Here is a 14,370-nt window from a genome sequence, read left to right on the forward strand (position 1 = left end):
GGGCGCGGACGCCCACCAACGGACGGTCAGCGCGCCGTCTTGGGATCGAAGGCGTCCCTGACCGAGTCCCCGAGCAGGTTGAAGGCCACGATGAAGATGATCATCGAGACGCCCGGGAAGAACATGTAGGTGATGTCGTTCTGCATCACCAGTTCCGTCGACGCCTTGGAGAACATCTGTCCCCAGTCCGGCGTCGGTTCGACGATGCCTACACCCAGGTAGGACAGTCCGGCCTCGGCGGTCACGAAGCCGGGAAGCATGTACGTGGACTGCACGAGGATCGGCGTGACCACGTTCGGCAGGATCTCCTTGCTGATGATCCGCCAGGGGGAGGCCCCGCTGACCCGCGCCGCCTCGATGAACTCGCGTTCCCGCAGCGCCAGGCTGGTGCCGCGCAGGATGCGGGCCAGGCTCATCCAGCCGAGGAACCACTGCACGGCGATGAGGGCCACGACACGGACGTACGTCGGTGTCTCGTCGGTCGGGCTCACGAAGAGGGAGACCACGACCGGCATGCTGGCGATGAAGAACAGCTGGGCGGGGAAGGCGAGCAGGAAGTCGATGACCCGGCTGATGAAGTAGTCGGACCTGCCGCCGAGGTAGCCGGCCGCGACGCCGAGCAGGATGCCGGTGAGGACGGTCGCGATCGTCACGCAGACGGAGATCATCAGCGAGGTGCGGATGCCGTAGAGGAGCTTGGTGAACACGTCGTAGCCGTTGCCGGGTTCGAGGCCGAACCAGAACTGGCTGCTGATGCCGCCGTTGGGCTGAAGCGGGACGCCCGCGCTGTCGAAGAGTTCGGGGCGTTCGTCCGCGTACACGGTGTACGGGTCCTTGCCGTACAGCTTGGAGATCAGCGGAGCGAGGAGTCCGACGAGGAAGAAGAACGCCACGACGTACGCCGAGATGACGCCGGTGCGGTCGCGCTTGAAGCGGACCCACATCAGCTGGCCGGGAGAGCGTCCCTCCAGCTTCTTGGCCTCGGGTTCGGTCTGCGGCCCCGGTTCGCCGTCGACGACGACCGAGGTTCCGCCGTCCTCAATGTCGATAGGACTGGTCACTGTTCGCCCATTTCACAGGTGTGGGTGTGCCGAGCGGGCGGCCGGCGCAGGGTGTGCGCGGTCACCGGTCGGATCATGGAGAGAGGTCAGGAGCGTCCCGGTGCGGCGGTAACCCCGCAGCCGGACGCGCGTAGTTGAGCGGCGGCACTACGCCGCCGACCGACTCCTCAGAGCCAATCTCCGTATGGGCGGGCGACGTTGCTACTGACGGACGGCGTGTCCCACCTGGCGTTCGTGACACCACGCATGGGGCTCCTCCTCATGACTCCACGTGTTCACCAACAGGAGGGGGTTCACGTCTTTCCTCCGTCACCCCTGACGGAGGGTCAGACACCCCCTGGTGCTCGCGAGTCGGCGCCGTCCCCACGGCGCGGTGACCCATTGACCCGAGCGCTACGCGGCTAACTATCTGCCATGTGCCAGGTGCCGACCACTGTCTTTAAATCTCAATTCAGTCACAGCTGGCGCGTACATCTTCCAAAACATGGACAAACTGTTCGCCTCGAGAAGGCCACGAAACGGACTTGTTACATGGGTATCGGGCGAGGATCTCCGCATTACGGACACACCGCCCCGGGGAAGAGGACCAAAACCAGTTGCAAAAAGCCCGGGCGCCCCCACGATGGGGACACCCGGGCTCAGTTGGCCGGTATCAGCGCCTCGGCGCGCCTGCGATCGTATGCGTCAGGCGTGCTTGGCGCGGCTCGCGGAGCGGCCGCGCTCCTTCTGGTCCAGGACGACCTTGCGGATGCGAATGGCCTCCGGAGTCACCTCGACGCACTCGTCGTCGCGGCAGAACTCCAGGGACTGCTCCAGGGAGAGCTTGCGCGGCGGGACGATCGCCTCGAACGAGTCGGCGGCGGCCGAGCGCATGTTGGTGAGCTTCTTCTCCTTGGTGATGTTCACGTCCATGTCGTCGGCACGCGAGTTCTCGCCGACGATCATGCCCTCGTACACCTCGGTGCCGGGGTCGGTGAACAGCACGCCGCGCTCCTGGAGATTCGTCATCGCGAACGCGGTGACGGCACCGGCGCGGTCGGCGACCAGCGAGCCGTTGTTACGGGTCGTCAGCACGCCGAACCACGGCTCGTGGCCCTCGTGGATGGAGTGGGCGATGCCCGTGCCGCGCGTACCGGTCAGGAACTCGGTACGGAAGCCGATGAGGCCGCGGGAGGGGACGACGAACTCCAGGCGGACCCAGCCGGAGCCGTGGTTGGACATGTTGTCCATCCGGCCCTTGCGGACGCCCATGAGCTGCGTGACCGCGCCCATGTGCTCCTCGGGCACGTCGATCGTCATGCGCTCGACCGGCTCGTGCACCTTGCCGTCGATGATCTGCGTGACGACCTGCGGCTTGCCGATGGTCAGCTCGAAGCCCTCGCGGCGCATCTGCTCGACCAGGATGGCCAGCGCCAGCTCACCGCGGCCCTGCACCTCCCAGGCGTCGGGGCGCTCGGTGTCGAGGACACGCAGCGAGACGTTACCGATCAGCTCGCGGTCCAGGCGATCCTTGACCTGGCGGGCGGTCACCTTGCGGTCCTTGACGGCGGACTTCGCGGAGGCGCCCTTGCCGGTGCCGCCGCGGCCGACCAGCGGCGAGGTGTTCGTACCGATGGTCATGGAGATCGCCGGCTCGTCGACCGTGATGAGCGGCAGCGCGATCGGGTTCGCGGGGTCGGCGAGGGTCTCACCGATCATGATGTCCGGGATACCGGCCACGGCACAGATGTCACCGGGGCCCGCCATCTCGGCCGGCTTGCGGGTGAGCGCCTCGGTCATCAGCAGCTCGGTGATGCGCACGTTGGACATCGTGCCGTCGCGCTTGATCCACGTGACGGTCTGGCCCTTGCGCAGCTCGCCCTGCTCGACGCGGAGCAGCGCGATACGGCCGAGGAAGTTGTCGGCGTCCAGGTTGGTGACGTGCGCCTGGAGCGGGGCCTCCTCGTCGTACTCGGGGGCCGGGACGTGCGCCAGGATCGTGGAGAAGAAGGGCTCCAGGCTGTCGCTGTCCTGCGGGACCGTGCCGTTCTCCGGCTTGGTCAGCGAGGCCACGCCGTCCCGCGCGCACGCGTAGACGATGGGGAACTCGATCTGCTCCTCGTCCGCGTCCAGGTCGAGGAAGAGGTCGTACGTCTCGTTGACGACCTCGTCGATCCGGGAGTCGGGGCGGTCCGTCTTGTTGATGCACAGGATGACGGGCAGGCGCTGGTGGAGCGCCTTGCGCAGCACGAAGCGGGTCTGGGGCAGCGGGCCCTCGGAGGCGTCGACGAGGAGCACCACCGCGTCCACCATCGACAGACCGCGCTCGACCTCGCCACCGAAGTCGGCGTGGCCCGGGGTGTCGATGATGTTGATGGTGATGACGTCGCCGCCATCCTTCGGGTGGTACTTCACGGCCGTGTTCTTGGCCAGGATCGTGATGCCCTTCTCACGCTCCAGATCGTTCGAGTCCATCATTCGGTCGTCGAGCGATTCGGCGGCGTGCGCGGCGAAGGCACCGGCCTGCTTCAGCATGGCGTCGACGAGGGTCGTCTTCCCGTGGTCGACGTGGGCGACGATGGCGACGTTGCGGATGTCGTGGCGCGTGGCCATATTGCGGCGAACTCCCGGAGAGTGAGGAAGGCCTGCGCGTACATCTGTGTTACGCGGGCCCTGCCGGGCTGGACACGCCACGGCCTTACCCCATCGTACGTGGCGTATGGGGATGAGGCCTCCGCAGGGCCTTACGGACGGCGCCGGACCGGGCCGCGCGGGCCCTGGCCAGGAGAAAACCGGCGCCCGCCGCGTCCCTTCTCCTCTCGCTACGACGGCAGCCGCCCCGCACGTCGCTGCGGGGCGGCTGCCGTAGGCGTCCGGTGGGCGGGAGGTCAGTCCTTGGTGGGGCTCGCGGACGGGGTCGCGCCCTTCTTCAGGAAGCCCATGTCCTCGTAGAGCGGGGTCTGGAAGCCGAAGGAGCCGGCGTTGACGAGGGTCTTGCGGGCCGCGGTGAGCTGGGGGCGCTGGTAGAGGGGGATCGAGCCGGCCGCCGCCCAGATGCGGGCGTCGGCCTTGCGGACCAGGGCGGCGGACTCGTCCTCGTCGAGGGTGGAGGCGGCCTGGTCGAAGAGCTGGTCGACCTGGTCGGTGCCGACGCGGGTGTAGTTCTGCTCGACGTTCAGCGAGCCGTCCGCGGCCGGGACCGGCTTGGCGAAGATCGGACGCGCGTCGGTGGCGGGGAAGGCGGACGCGGGCCAGGAGTAGAGGGCGAGGTCGTACTGGCCGGACGCGATGTGGTCCTTGAAGTAGCTGTCGTCGGAGACCTTGGTGATCTCGGTGCGGATGCCGACCTTCTCCAGCATGCGGGAGATGCTGTCGGCGACCGCGCCCAGCGACTCCGAGCCGGTGCCGGAGGGCAGCACGAAGCGCAGGGCGAGCGGCTTGCCGTCCTTGGCGAGCAGGCCGGTCTTCGCGTCGGCGGGGGCGGCCGTGCCCTTGGGGGCGTACGCGCCGGCGGCGCCGCCCTGCTTCACCTTGCGACCGTCGTACTGCTTGCCGTCGGCGAGGTGCGTGGAGCTCTCGTCGCCGTGCCCGTGCTTCCCGGTGTGGTCCTGCGGGTCCTTGTTGTCCTCGCCGACGATGTACTGCCCGTCGGAGCCGCCCTCGGACTCGTCGTCGGTCTTCTTGGTCTTCTTGCCCTCGGAACCGGCGGCCTTCTCGCCCTTGTCCTTGATCGGCCCGCCGGGCACCCAGCCGGCGTCGGCGAGCAGCGCCTGCGCCTCGGTGGTGTCCTGGCCGCCGAGCGCGCCGCTGTTGTCGGCGTACGCGGCCTGCCCGGAGAGCGCGAGGTGGCTGCCGACCGGCACGGCGGGCAGGCCGAGCGGCTTGAGGACGACCTTCGCCAGTTCCGTACGGTCGAGCGCGCGGGCCACGGCACGCCGGACGCGCTCGTCGGCGAGGGGGCCCGCGGAGCCGTTGAGGGCGAGCTGTGTGTACGCGGGCTCCAGGGAGCGGCGGACGGTGAAGGCGCGCAGCGCGTCCTGCCGGCGCAGATACGCGGCGAGCGCCTTGCGCTCCTTCTTGCTGAGCTTCTTCTTCTGCCGGCTCTCGTTCTTGTTCTCGTCCTTGCCCGTGGGGCTCGCACCCTGGAGCGGGGTGCTCGTCCCCTTCGCCCGGCCCGCGAGGGTGATCCGGCTCGCGTCGGCGGGGTCGATCTCGGCCAGGTCGACATTGCCGTCGGCGAGCGCGGCGGCCCGCTTGTCCAGCGGTACGGCGGTCAGCACCAGCTGGGAGAGCTTCGCGGGGCGGCCCCACCAGTGCGGGTTGCGGCCGAGGACGATCTCCTTGTCCTTGCGGTCGACCTTCTGCACGGAGAACGCCCCGGCGGTCACCTTCAGCTTGCGGCGCGCGCCGTCGTTGAAGGCGTCCGGGGTGCCCATGACGTCCTTGGGGTACAGCGGTGAGAACAGCGCCTTCCAGTCGGCGTACGGCCTGCTGAAGGTGACCTTGACCTCCAGGTTGTTGGCGCCGCGCTCGATCTTCTCGATGCGGTCGTACCCGGCGTTGCGGGCGGTCCAGTACGCGGAGTCCTTGCCGGACAGGGCGCGCCACTGGGCGGCGAAGTCGGCGGCGCCGATCTCGCGGCCGTCGCTCCACACGGCCCGCTGGTCCAGTTTGTAGAGGACGACCTGCTTGGGCTCGGTGTCGACGACCTTCGCGGACTCCAGGTAGTCGGCGTCCCGCTGCGGGCGCCCTTGCGCGTCGAGCCGGAACATCGCGGGCAGTACGGCCTGGGCGACGCGGGTGGTGGCGTCGTCGGCGTCCGACTGGAACGTGTTGAGGGTCTCCGGTACGTCGTCCACGGCCCAGCGCAGGGTGCCGCCGTCGGCGACGAGGTCGCGCCCGGCGGGGGCGATGTCCTGGGCGGCGAGCGGTTTGCCCGACTCGTCGTCGGAGCCGCAGGACGCGAGGGTGGGCACCGCGAGCGCGCCCGCGGTGAGGAAGGCGACCGAGCGCATGACCGCGCGCAGTCTGACGCCGTCGTGGGACATCACTGCTACCTCCGGTGGACCGCGGGACTTCTGATCACTTTTGGTGGTATATGGAGCTGATCAGATCTATGCCGCCACTGAAGAGGAAACGGTTCGGCCTTCGGTGGCGACACGGCGACGGGCGCCGGGAAGCCCACCCGTGCGGCGCAATGGTCGAATCTGCCCCCGTACACACCAACGCACCCCGGCCAATCCGTGCACACCGCTTCCCACCGGCAGGTGTGACGCGCAACACTCGCAGGCGCATGAACGTTGCCGTCCAGGGCCGACGCCCGCGGAAGTGAGGTCACGTCATGTCCGTGCACGACGAACTGACGTCAGTCCAGCGCTGTCTCGACGACCTGTTCAGGTCGGTGGGGCGGCTGGAGAACCAATTCGGCAGCGGCGGCCTGGAGATGCGCAGGGTCAAGGCCGACGCCGACCGTCTGCGCGAGAGCGTCGCGCTGCTGCGTGACGCCGCACCAGGGATCGAACGCCCCCGGCGCCCCGATCTCGTCTCCATCCCCGACACCCCCTACGACAACACCCTGTGGACGGACTCGGACGACGAGGGACTCGGCGCCCACGACCGCCACGCACCCTGAACCGACCGGAGTCCTGACTTGGCCACTGGTACGGAACCCCAACCGAAGAGCGGCGGCGTGCACACCGGTACGCGCGCCGCGATCGACGCCCCGCATCTGCGGACCGACCGCTGGTGGCTGGCCCCGGCCGTCACCGCCGCCGGACTGCTGGCCTTCGTCGTCTACTCGACATGGCGGGCCTTCGCGGACTCGAACTACTACACGGCGCCCTATGTCTCGCCGTTCTACTCGCCCTGTCTGGCCGACCGCTGCCGCACCATGCACGCGGGCCCGAACGCGGATCTCTTCGGGAGCTGGTGGGGCATCTCCCCCGCCATCATCATCCTGATCTTCCCGCTCGGCTTCCGGCTGACCTGCTACTACTACCGCAAGGCCTACTACCGCGGCTTCTGGGCCTCGCCCCCGGCCTGCGCGGTGGCCGAGCCGCACAAGAAGTACAGCGGTGAGACCCGCTTCCCGCTGATCCTTCAGAACGTCCACCGGTACTTCTTCTACGCGGCGATCCTGGTGGCGGGCACGCTGACCTACGACACCGTGCTGACCTTCCGCGACGAGCACTACCACTGGGGCCACATGGGCCTGGGCACCCTCGTCTTCCTGGTCAACATCGTGCTGATCTGGGCGTACACCCTCTCCTGCCACTCCTGCCGGCACATCGTCGGCGGCAAGCTCAAGCACTTCTCCAGGCATCCCGTGCGTTACCGGGCGTGGAAGTTCGTGGGGAGGCTGAACGACCGTCATATGCAGCTCGCCTGGGCGTCGTTGATCAGCGTCGCGGCTGCCGACTTCTACGTGTACCTGGTCGCATCCGGAGCTTTCGATGATCCGCGCTTCTTCTAGATTGGATGGGGCCTTCTGATGTCCGTGGTCGAGCGACAGGAGTGGGACGTCGTCGTGGTCGGTGCCGGTGGCGCCGGTCTGCGCGCCGCCATCGAGGCGCGCGAGCGCGGTGCCCGTACGGCGGTGATCTGCAAGTCGCTGTTCGGCAAGGCCCACACGGTGATGGCCGAGGGCGGCATCGCGGCGGCGATGGCCAACGTCAACGAGCACGACAACTGGCAGGTCCACTTCCGCGACACCCTGCGCGGCGGCAAGTTCCTCAACCAGTGGCGCATGTCGGAACTGCACGCGAAGGAGGCCCCCGACCGGGTCTGGGAGCTGGAGACCTGGGGCGCCCTCTTCGACCGGACGAAGGACGGCCGGATCTCGCAGCGCAACTTCGGCGGCCACGAGTACCCGCGCCTCGCGCACGTCGGCGACCGTACGGGACTTGAGCTGATCCGCACGCTCCAGCAGAAGATCGTGTCGCTCCAGCAGGAGGACAAGAAGGAGACCGGCGACTACGAGGCCCGTCTGAAGGTCTATCAGGAGTGCACGGTCACGAGGGTGTTGAAGGACGGAAGCCAGGTCTCCGGGGTCTTCGCCTATGAGCGTGAGACGGGCCGTTTCCTCGTCCTCGAAGCCCCCTCCGTGGTGATCGCGACGGGCGGGATCGGCAAGTCCTTCAAGGTGACGTCGAACTCGTGGGAGTACACGGGCGACGGCCACGCGCTGGCACTGCTGGCGGGCGCGCCGCTGCTCAACATGGAGTTCGTGCAGTTCCACCCGACCGGCATGGTCTGGCCGCCGTCCGTGAAAGGCATCCTCGTCACCGAGTCGGTGCGCGGCGACGGCGGGGTGCTGCGCAACTCCGAGGGCAAGCGGTTCATGTTCGACTACATCCCCGACGTCTTCAAGGAGAAGTACGCCGAGTCGGAGGAGGAGGGCGACCGCTGGTACGAGGACCCGGACACCAACCGGCGTCCCCCCGAACTGCTCCCCCGCGACGAGGTCGCCCGCGCCATCAACTCCGAGGTGAAGGCGGGCCGCGGCTCCCCGCACGGCGGGGTATTCCTGGATGTGTCGACACGGATGCCTGCGGAGGTCATCCGGCGCCGACTCCCGTCCATGTACCACCAGTTCAAGGAACTCGCCGACGTCGACATCACCGCCGAGGCGATGGAGGTCGGCCCGACCTGTCACTACGTGATGGGCGGCATCGCGGTCGACTCGGACACGGCGGCGGCGCGCGGGGTGCCGGGGCTGTTCGCGGCCGGTGAGGTGGCCGGCGGCATGCACGGCTCCAACCGGCTGGGCGGCAACTCCCTGTCCGACCTGCTGGTGTTCGGCCGCCGGGCGGGCTGGCACGCGGCGGACCACGCGGCGGCCCTGGCGGCGGAACGGCCCCGGGTGGACGACACCGAGGTCGACCTGGCGGCGGCGGAGGCCCTGCGCCCGTTCTCGGCGGAGGGACCCGAAACGGGCCAGGACAGTGCGCGATCGGGGGACAGCCTCCAGCTTCCCGCTGCCCGTACGCCCGAGAACCCGTACACCCTTCACCAGGAACTCCAGCAGACCATGAACGACCTCGTCGGCATCATCCGCCGCGAGGGCGAGATGGAACAGGCGCTGGAGAAACTGTCGGACCTCCGGGTACGGGCACAGCGGGCCGGAGTGGAGGGCCACCGGCAGTTCAACCCGGGCTGGCATCTCGCGCTGGACCTGCGGAACATGCTGCTGGTCAGCGAGTGCGTGGCGCGGGCCGCGCTGGAGCGCACCGAGTCGCGCGGCGGACACACCCGCGAGGACCACCCCGGCATGAACCGCGACTGGCGCCGTATCAACCTGATCTGCCAACTGACGCGCCCCGAGGACGGATTGGCGGCGACCGACCCCGTGGCCGGCCAGATCAGCCTGACCCGCGAGACGACCGACCCCATCCGCGCCGACCTGCTCGCCCTCTTCGAGAAGGAAGAGCTGGTCAAGTACCTCGCCGAAGAGGAGCTCTACGAGTGAGCAGCTACGAGGCCCGCTTCAAGGTGTGGCGGGGGGACGTCGAGGGCGGCGACCTGGAGGACTTCAAGGTCGAGGTCAACGACGGCGAGGTGATCCTCGACATCATCCACCGCATCCAGGCCACCCAGGCCTCCGACCTCGCCGTGCGCTGGAACTGCAAGGCGGGCAAGTGCGGCTCGTGCTCGGCGGAGATCAACGGCCGCCCCCGGCTGATGTGCATGACCCGCATGTCGGTGTTCACCCGCGAGGAGACGATCACCGTCACCCCGCTGCGTGCCTTCCCCGTGGTCCGCGACCTCGTCACGGACGTCGGCTTCAACTACCAGAAGGCCAGGGAGGTTCCGGCGTTCGTACCGCCGGAGGGGGTCGCGGCCGGCGAGTACCGGATGATGCAGGAGGACGTCGACCGCTCGCAGGAGTTCCGCAAGTGCATCGAGTGCTTCCTGTGCCAGGACACCTGCCATGTCGTGCGCGACCACGAGGAGAACAAGACCGCGTTCGCCGGTCCCCGGTTCCTCATGCGGGTCGCGGAGTTGGACATGCACCCGCTGGACGCGGCGGCCCAGAGCGGCCTCGACCGCAAGAAGACCGCCCAGGACGAACACGGCCTCGGCTACTGCAACATCACCAAGTGCTGTAGCGAGGTCTGCCCCGAGGGCATCCACATCACGGACAACGCGCTGATCCCCTTGAAGGAACGGGCGGTTGACCGCAAGTACGACCCGCTGGTGTGGCTGGGGTCGAAGATCAGAAGGCGTTCCTCAGAAAGCTGAGGGCCTCGCCGAGGTGGTGCTCGGCGATGCCGCGCATGAACTCCGGGTCGTGGAAGTCCCCGACGTCGAGCAGACGGAGGGGACCCGCCACGAGGGAGAGGTGCGTGGCCAGGCGGTAGAGACGCAGGCGGTCCTCGTCCAGACCTTCGGTGCGCAGGGTGTCGTAGTGGCGCCCGAAACGCTGGTGGAGGAAGACGTGTTCCCACTCGGCGTCGAAGTACATCAGGCCTTCGATGTCGATGAGGGCGAGGTCGCCGTCGGGGGTCACGCGGACGTGGTCGGGGCCGAGTTCGCCGTGGATGAGGGTCGGGGGCTCCTCGCGGGGTCGGACCTGGGCGGCCAACCTCCGTATCGCATCGGCCAGTCGCGGGTGGGCGGCGGCTGCTCGTGGGTCGCGTGCCGGTAGCTCGTCGAGGTCGCTCAGGGCCCGTTCCACTACGACCGCCTCGCACGAACCGCCGTACGAGGAACCGCCGTTGTCCACGAGCGCGACCTTCCCGAAGCGCGGGCCCGTGCACGCGTGCAGGGTGTCGAGCAGGACCGCCATCCGCTCCAGTGCGTCCGTCTCCGCCACGGCACCGCTGTCGCCGTTCAGCAGGTCCTCCAGGGTGCCGCCCGGGAGGTCCTCGACGATCGCCACGTCCGCCGCGAGGTGGGTGTGCGTGGGGTCGGCGTGGAGGAGGCGGGGAGCGCGGACGCCGGCCGCGGCGAGGCGGTTCGCCGCGGCGGTGAAGAGGGTGAGGCCGGAGGCGTGGGAGAAGGGGTCCCGGGGGTCGCCCGGCCCGGCGTCCCAGAGGTCCTCGTCCGGGGACCAGACGTAGGCCACAGCCGTCGAACGGTCCCGGAAGGCGAGCCGGTAGACACCCTTCTTCGAACCGCCCCGGATTCGGGTCACGCCGTTCAGGGTGTGGCCGAGGACGCGGGCGAAGGGGGCCAGGTCGGCGGGGGTGAGGGTCTTGCGGGTGGCGGTCATCGGGGTCCGGCCGCCGTGGCCGGTTCCGTCCCGGGCATCGCCCCACCTCCTTCGGACTCCGCGGATCATCGCATCCCGGGCGCTGAACAGCACGGTGTTTTCACGGCACTTGACGACCCGCTCAGCGCACCCAGCCCTTCTCGTACGCCGTCCAGTCCGCCTCCGTCGCCGCGAAGTCGACGTACAGGGCGACGCCGAAGTTCGTACGGTGCGCGTCCGTGCGGGACAGGCCGAGGCGGACGCCGCGTACGGCGGCGGGGACGGTCTCGGCGGAGGCTCGGTGGCCGAAGCGGTTCTCGTGGAAGAAGGGCAGGCCCATCAGGAGGTCGGTGGAGGCGGGGGTGACCTCCAGGGCGAGCGAGGTCTGCTGGGCGACGTAGCCGCCGTAGAGGCTCTGGAGGGGCTGCATCGTGTCGTACGACATCACGGCGATCTGGTCGACTCGGCGGGCGACCTGGCCGAAGTACGCCTGCGACCACCACTTGGGGTGGTTGGTGACGGTGCCCCAGAAGGCGTGGAACGCGGGGAGCGGGTCGATCTGGTGGGCGGCGACGGAGAGTTGGGCGTCGTGGGCCCGGGTGACCGCGTGGAGTCGGTCGAGGAGGTCGAGGTAGTGCGCGTCGCCGGAGTGGAGGGGTTCCAGGTCGAAGTGGGCGCCCTCGAAGCCGGCGGCGAGGATCTGTCGGGTCGACGTGACGATCGCGGTACGGGTCGCGGGGTCCTGAAGACGCAGGCCGTCCGGGCTCTCGGTGGCGAGCTCGTCCCCCAGCCAGGCCTGGACGCGGACGCCGGGGAGTTCCCTGTGCACGGACTCGATCAGCCAGGCGGCTTCGGGGTAGTCCGACTCCGGGAGGGTGCCGTCGTGCTCCAGGGGGCCTGAATGGACGTACAGGTCACGGATACCGGTGTTTTTGAGCCGACCGGCCAGCGTTTTCAGGTCGGCGTCGGTCTTCCGGCCGTCCACCCAGGCGTGCCCCAGCCAGATCGCGTCCTTGCTCCGGGTGTAGGTGCCGTCGGCCGGATCACCGGCGTAATTGAGGCGCAGGGCACCCTCCGCACCGAGGACGGGCACCACCAGGGCAACCACCAACGCGACCACGCTCCGCCGAACCCACCGCGCTCTCCCACCCCCGGAAGGACGGGTGGCTGGGCCCGGGTCCACGGCCCCAGGCGGAGTAGCGGCTCCGCCAGAGCCACCGTCTCCGGTCTCCCTCTGCGCCCCGGACTCCTCCCCCGTACCCGAGCCGGAATCCGTACCCGAGCCCGAATCCGTCCCCGACCCTCCTGCGTCCCGCCCCATCCCCACGCCACCCCTCCCCCTAGCCGTACATCTCTCACCCCACTCACCGCCCCCACTCCCCCTCGTCCCACCCGGAGCCCACCCCGGTCGCGCGCCCGCAATCCTGCTCATACGCTCCGAAATGTGACGTCATCCTTGATACGGGGCCGACCCCGGCGCGGGACCTCCCACATATCCGTGCGGGTGGTGCATGCCGTGGTGGGCGGGGCGGCCGGGGCCGTGTGGCTGGTGCTGCCGGTGATGACGATCAAGGCGGAGGTTCCGGTTGCGGCCGGCCGGGACGAGCCCGTCGGAACAGCCTCCGCGCGGGACACCGCCCGCCACGCCACCGCGCAGGAAACCGCCCGCCGGTCCACCGCGCAGGACCCCGAGGACCACTCCCCGTACCACTCTCGGTACCTCTCCGACGGAAGTACCTCCCCCGCTGACCTCGCCCTCCCCCTCGTCGCCGTGGGCGGAGTCGTCGTCCTCGCCGGGTACGGGTACCTGCGCCGTACCCGTAGGGCCCGTACCCGTACGACTCCCGGGGTGGTGTCGCCCCAGCCTCCCGTGACCCCGCTCCCCGTGCTGGAACGGCAGGCCGGTACCGCCCTCGTCCAGGCCGACGACTGTCTGCGTACCAGCCGGGAGGAACTCGCCTTCGCCGAGGACCGGTTCGGGGTCGATGCCGTCGGGCCGTTCGCGGGCGCCCTGCGGGAGGCCGAGCGGGAGCTCTCCGCCGCGTTCGCGATACGGGTGCGGTACGAGCACGGTGTCCCGGCGCCGGAGGAGGAGGCCGTCCGGCGGCAGGCCCTCGCCGGGATCGTCGGGCGGTGCGCGGAGGCCGGGCGGCGACTGGACGCGGAAGCGCCCGGGTTCGATCAACTCAGGGCGCTGGAGCGGGACATGGCCGACGCCCTCGGTGTCGCGGAGGGACGGTTCCGGGAACTCGCCGCCCGCACCGGGGCCGTGGAGGCCACCCTCGCCGGTCTGGACGCGCGGCATCCCGCGTCCGGCGTCCCGGCCACCGCCCCCGTCACCGGCTACGTCGAACAGGCCAAGGACCGGCTCGTGTTCGCCACCACGCACCTCAACCAGGCCCGCCAGGCGACCGACTTGAGGGACACCGGCAGAGCGATCCGCGACCTTCGCGCCGCCGAGGGAGCCATCAGCCAGGCCGACACCTTCGTCACCTGCGTCGACCGGCTCGCCGACTCCCTCGCCACCGCCGCCCAGTCGGTACCGGCCGCCCTCACCGGCGCGGAGGCCGAACTCGCACGGGCGCGGGTGACAGCCCCGTCCGACCTCGCCTCCGCCCACACCACCCTCGCCGCCGTCCGCGAAGAACTCACCAGCGGCACCAGCGGCACGCCCGACGACCCGTACACCGCCTACGACCCCCTCGACGCCCTCCGCCGCATCGTGCGGGCCCTGCTACCGCTGGGCGCGGGCCAGGACGGCGTCCTCGGTTTCGCCGCACGGCTCGTGGCCCGCACCGGCATCGGCGCGGCCGACGGTTTCGTGGCCACGCACCGCGGTGCCGTGGGCGTCGATGCCCGCGCCCGCCTGGCCGAGGCGCGACGACTGTTCGACACCGACCCGGCCACCGCCGACGTACTCGCCCTGGAGGCAAGGGAGTTGGCCGAGCAGGACGTCCGGACGCACGGGAACCCGTACGCCGGTGCCGCCGATGAGCACACGAGCGGGATCGGGGGCGCCGTACTCGGCGGAATCCTCCTGGGCGAGGACCCCGACGGCGGCCCGCCGCTCAGCTTCGGCGGGCCTGGCACCCGGAAGCGGCGGGGCCTTCCGCCTGCGTAGAACAGCGCGGCGGAGGT

10 protein-coding genes are annotated in these 14,370 nt (G+C 69.7%); 5 read left to right on the forward strand and 5 right to left on the reverse strand.

Annotation, left to right across the window (positions count from 1 at the left end; all coding sequences use genetic code 11):
* Positions 1 to 26: 26 nt before the first annotated feature.
* From ACIRB1_RS28880 to ACIRB1_RS28890, 3 genes are all read right to left on the reverse strand, one after another.
* On the reverse strand, positions 27 to 1,061 hold the full coding sequence (locus ACIRB1_RS28880) for an ABC transporter permease (RefSeq protein ID WP_352180786.1): 1,035 nt from the start codon (positions 1,059 to 1,061) through the stop codon (positions 27 to 29).
* A 684-nt stretch (positions 1,062 to 1,745) separates the two neighbouring features.
* Positions 1,746 to 3,653: a translational GTPase TypA gene (gene typA, locus ACIRB1_RS28885; protein ID WP_352180787.1), complete on the reverse strand. Its 1,908-nt coding sequence runs from the start codon at positions 3,651 to 3,653 to the stop codon at positions 1,746 to 1,748.
* 275 nt (positions 3,654 to 3,928) lie between these two features.
* Entirely contained in the window at positions 3,929 to 6,088 is a 2,160-nt protein-coding gene (locus tag ACIRB1_RS28890) for an ABC transporter family substrate-binding protein (RefSeq protein ID WP_403467491.1), read from the reverse strand.
* 293 nt (positions 6,089 to 6,381) lie between these two features.
* Between ACIRB1_RS28890 and ACIRB1_RS28895 the strand changes: the two genes are divergently transcribed.
* Genes ACIRB1_RS28895 through ACIRB1_RS28910 form a run of 4 tightly spaced genes read left to right on the forward strand, consistent with a single transcriptional unit; the run spans position 6,382 to position 10,280 of the window.
* Positions 6,382 to 6,672 (forward strand): hypothetical protein, encoded by a 291-nt coding sequence (locus ACIRB1_RS28895; RefSeq protein ID WP_019058435.1) that lies wholly within the window; start codon positions 6,382 to 6,384, stop codon positions 6,670 to 6,672.
* A gap of 18 nt (positions 6,673 to 6,690) precedes the next feature.
* Entirely contained in the window at positions 6,691 to 7,512 is an 822-nt protein-coding gene (locus ACIRB1_RS28900) for a hypothetical protein (protein WP_352180789.1), read from the forward strand.
* Positions 7,513 to 7,530: 18 nt separating this feature from the next.
* On the forward strand, positions 7,531 to 9,507 hold the full coding sequence (locus ACIRB1_RS28905) for a fumarate reductase/succinate dehydrogenase flavoprotein subunit (protein ID WP_403467492.1): 1,977 nt from the start codon (positions 7,531 to 7,533) through the stop codon (positions 9,505 to 9,507).
* On the forward strand, positions 9,504 to 10,280 hold the full coding sequence (locus ACIRB1_RS28910; RefSeq protein WP_352180791.1) for a succinate dehydrogenase/fumarate reductase iron-sulfur subunit: 777 nt from the start codon (positions 9,504 to 9,506) through the stop codon (positions 10,278 to 10,280). The genes ACIRB1_RS28905 and ACIRB1_RS28910 overlap by 4 nt, the downstream gene beginning before the upstream one ends.
* On the opposite strand, the gene ACIRB1_RS28915 is transcribed toward ACIRB1_RS28910, so the two are convergent.
* Positions 10,255 to 11,253, reverse strand: a complete 999-nt coding sequence (locus tag ACIRB1_RS28915; protein WP_403467493.1) for a phosphotransferase family protein — start codon at positions 11,251 to 11,253, stop codon at positions 10,255 to 10,257. The genes ACIRB1_RS28910 and ACIRB1_RS28915 overlap by 26 nt on opposite strands.
* A gap of 121 nt (positions 11,254 to 11,374) precedes the next feature.
* Positions 11,375 to 12,553 carry a hypothetical protein gene (locus ACIRB1_RS28920; RefSeq protein WP_352180793.1) on the reverse strand — a complete coding sequence of 393 codons (1,179 nt, stop codon included), beginning with the start codon at positions 12,551 to 12,553 and terminating at the stop codon, positions 11,375 to 11,377.
* 195 nt (positions 12,554 to 12,748) lie between these two features.
* Here ACIRB1_RS28920 and ACIRB1_RS28925 point away from each other — a divergent pair, with 195 nt between their 5' ends.
* The gene (locus ACIRB1_RS28925; RefSeq protein ID WP_403467590.1) at positions 12,749 to 14,353 is read left to right on the forward strand and encodes a hypothetical protein; all 1,605 of its coding nucleotides are present in this window, start codon (positions 12,749 to 12,751) and stop codon (positions 14,351 to 14,353) included.
* The last annotated feature ends 17 nt before the right edge of the window (positions 14,354 to 14,370 follow it).

The sequence above is a fragment of the Streptomyces sp. NPDC096013 genome (assembly GCF_044763565.1).
Classification (GTDB): domain Bacteria; phylum Actinomycetota; class Actinomycetes; order Streptomycetales; family Streptomycetaceae; genus Streptomyces.

What these genes read in the sequence shown, in the direction of transcription:
- ACIRB1_RS28920 (WP_352180793.1), bottom strand. Translation starts at nt 12,553, where the DNA reads ATGGGGCGGGACGCAGGAGGGTCGGGGACGGATTCGGGCTCGGGTACG.
- ACIRB1_RS28915 (WP_403467493.1), bottom strand. Translation starts at nt 11,253, where the DNA reads ATGACCGCCACCCGCAAGACCCTCACCCCCGCCGACCTGGCCCCCTTC.
- ACIRB1_RS28905 (WP_403467492.1), top strand. Translation starts at nt 7,531, where the DNA reads ATGTCCGTGGTCGAGCGACAGGAGTGGGACGTCGTCGTGGTCGGTGCC.
- ACIRB1_RS28890 (WP_403467491.1), bottom strand. Translation starts at nt 6,088, where the DNA reads ATGTCCCACGACGGCGTCAGACTGCGCGCGGTCATGCGCTCGGTCGCC.
- ACIRB1_RS28895 (WP_019058435.1), top strand. Translation starts at nt 6,382, where the DNA reads ATGTCCGTGCACGACGAACTGACGTCAGTCCAGCGCTGTCTCGACGAC.
- typA (WP_352180787.1), bottom strand. Translation starts at nt 3,653, where the DNA reads ATGGCCACGCGCCACGACATCCGCAACGTCGCCATCGTCGCCCACGTC.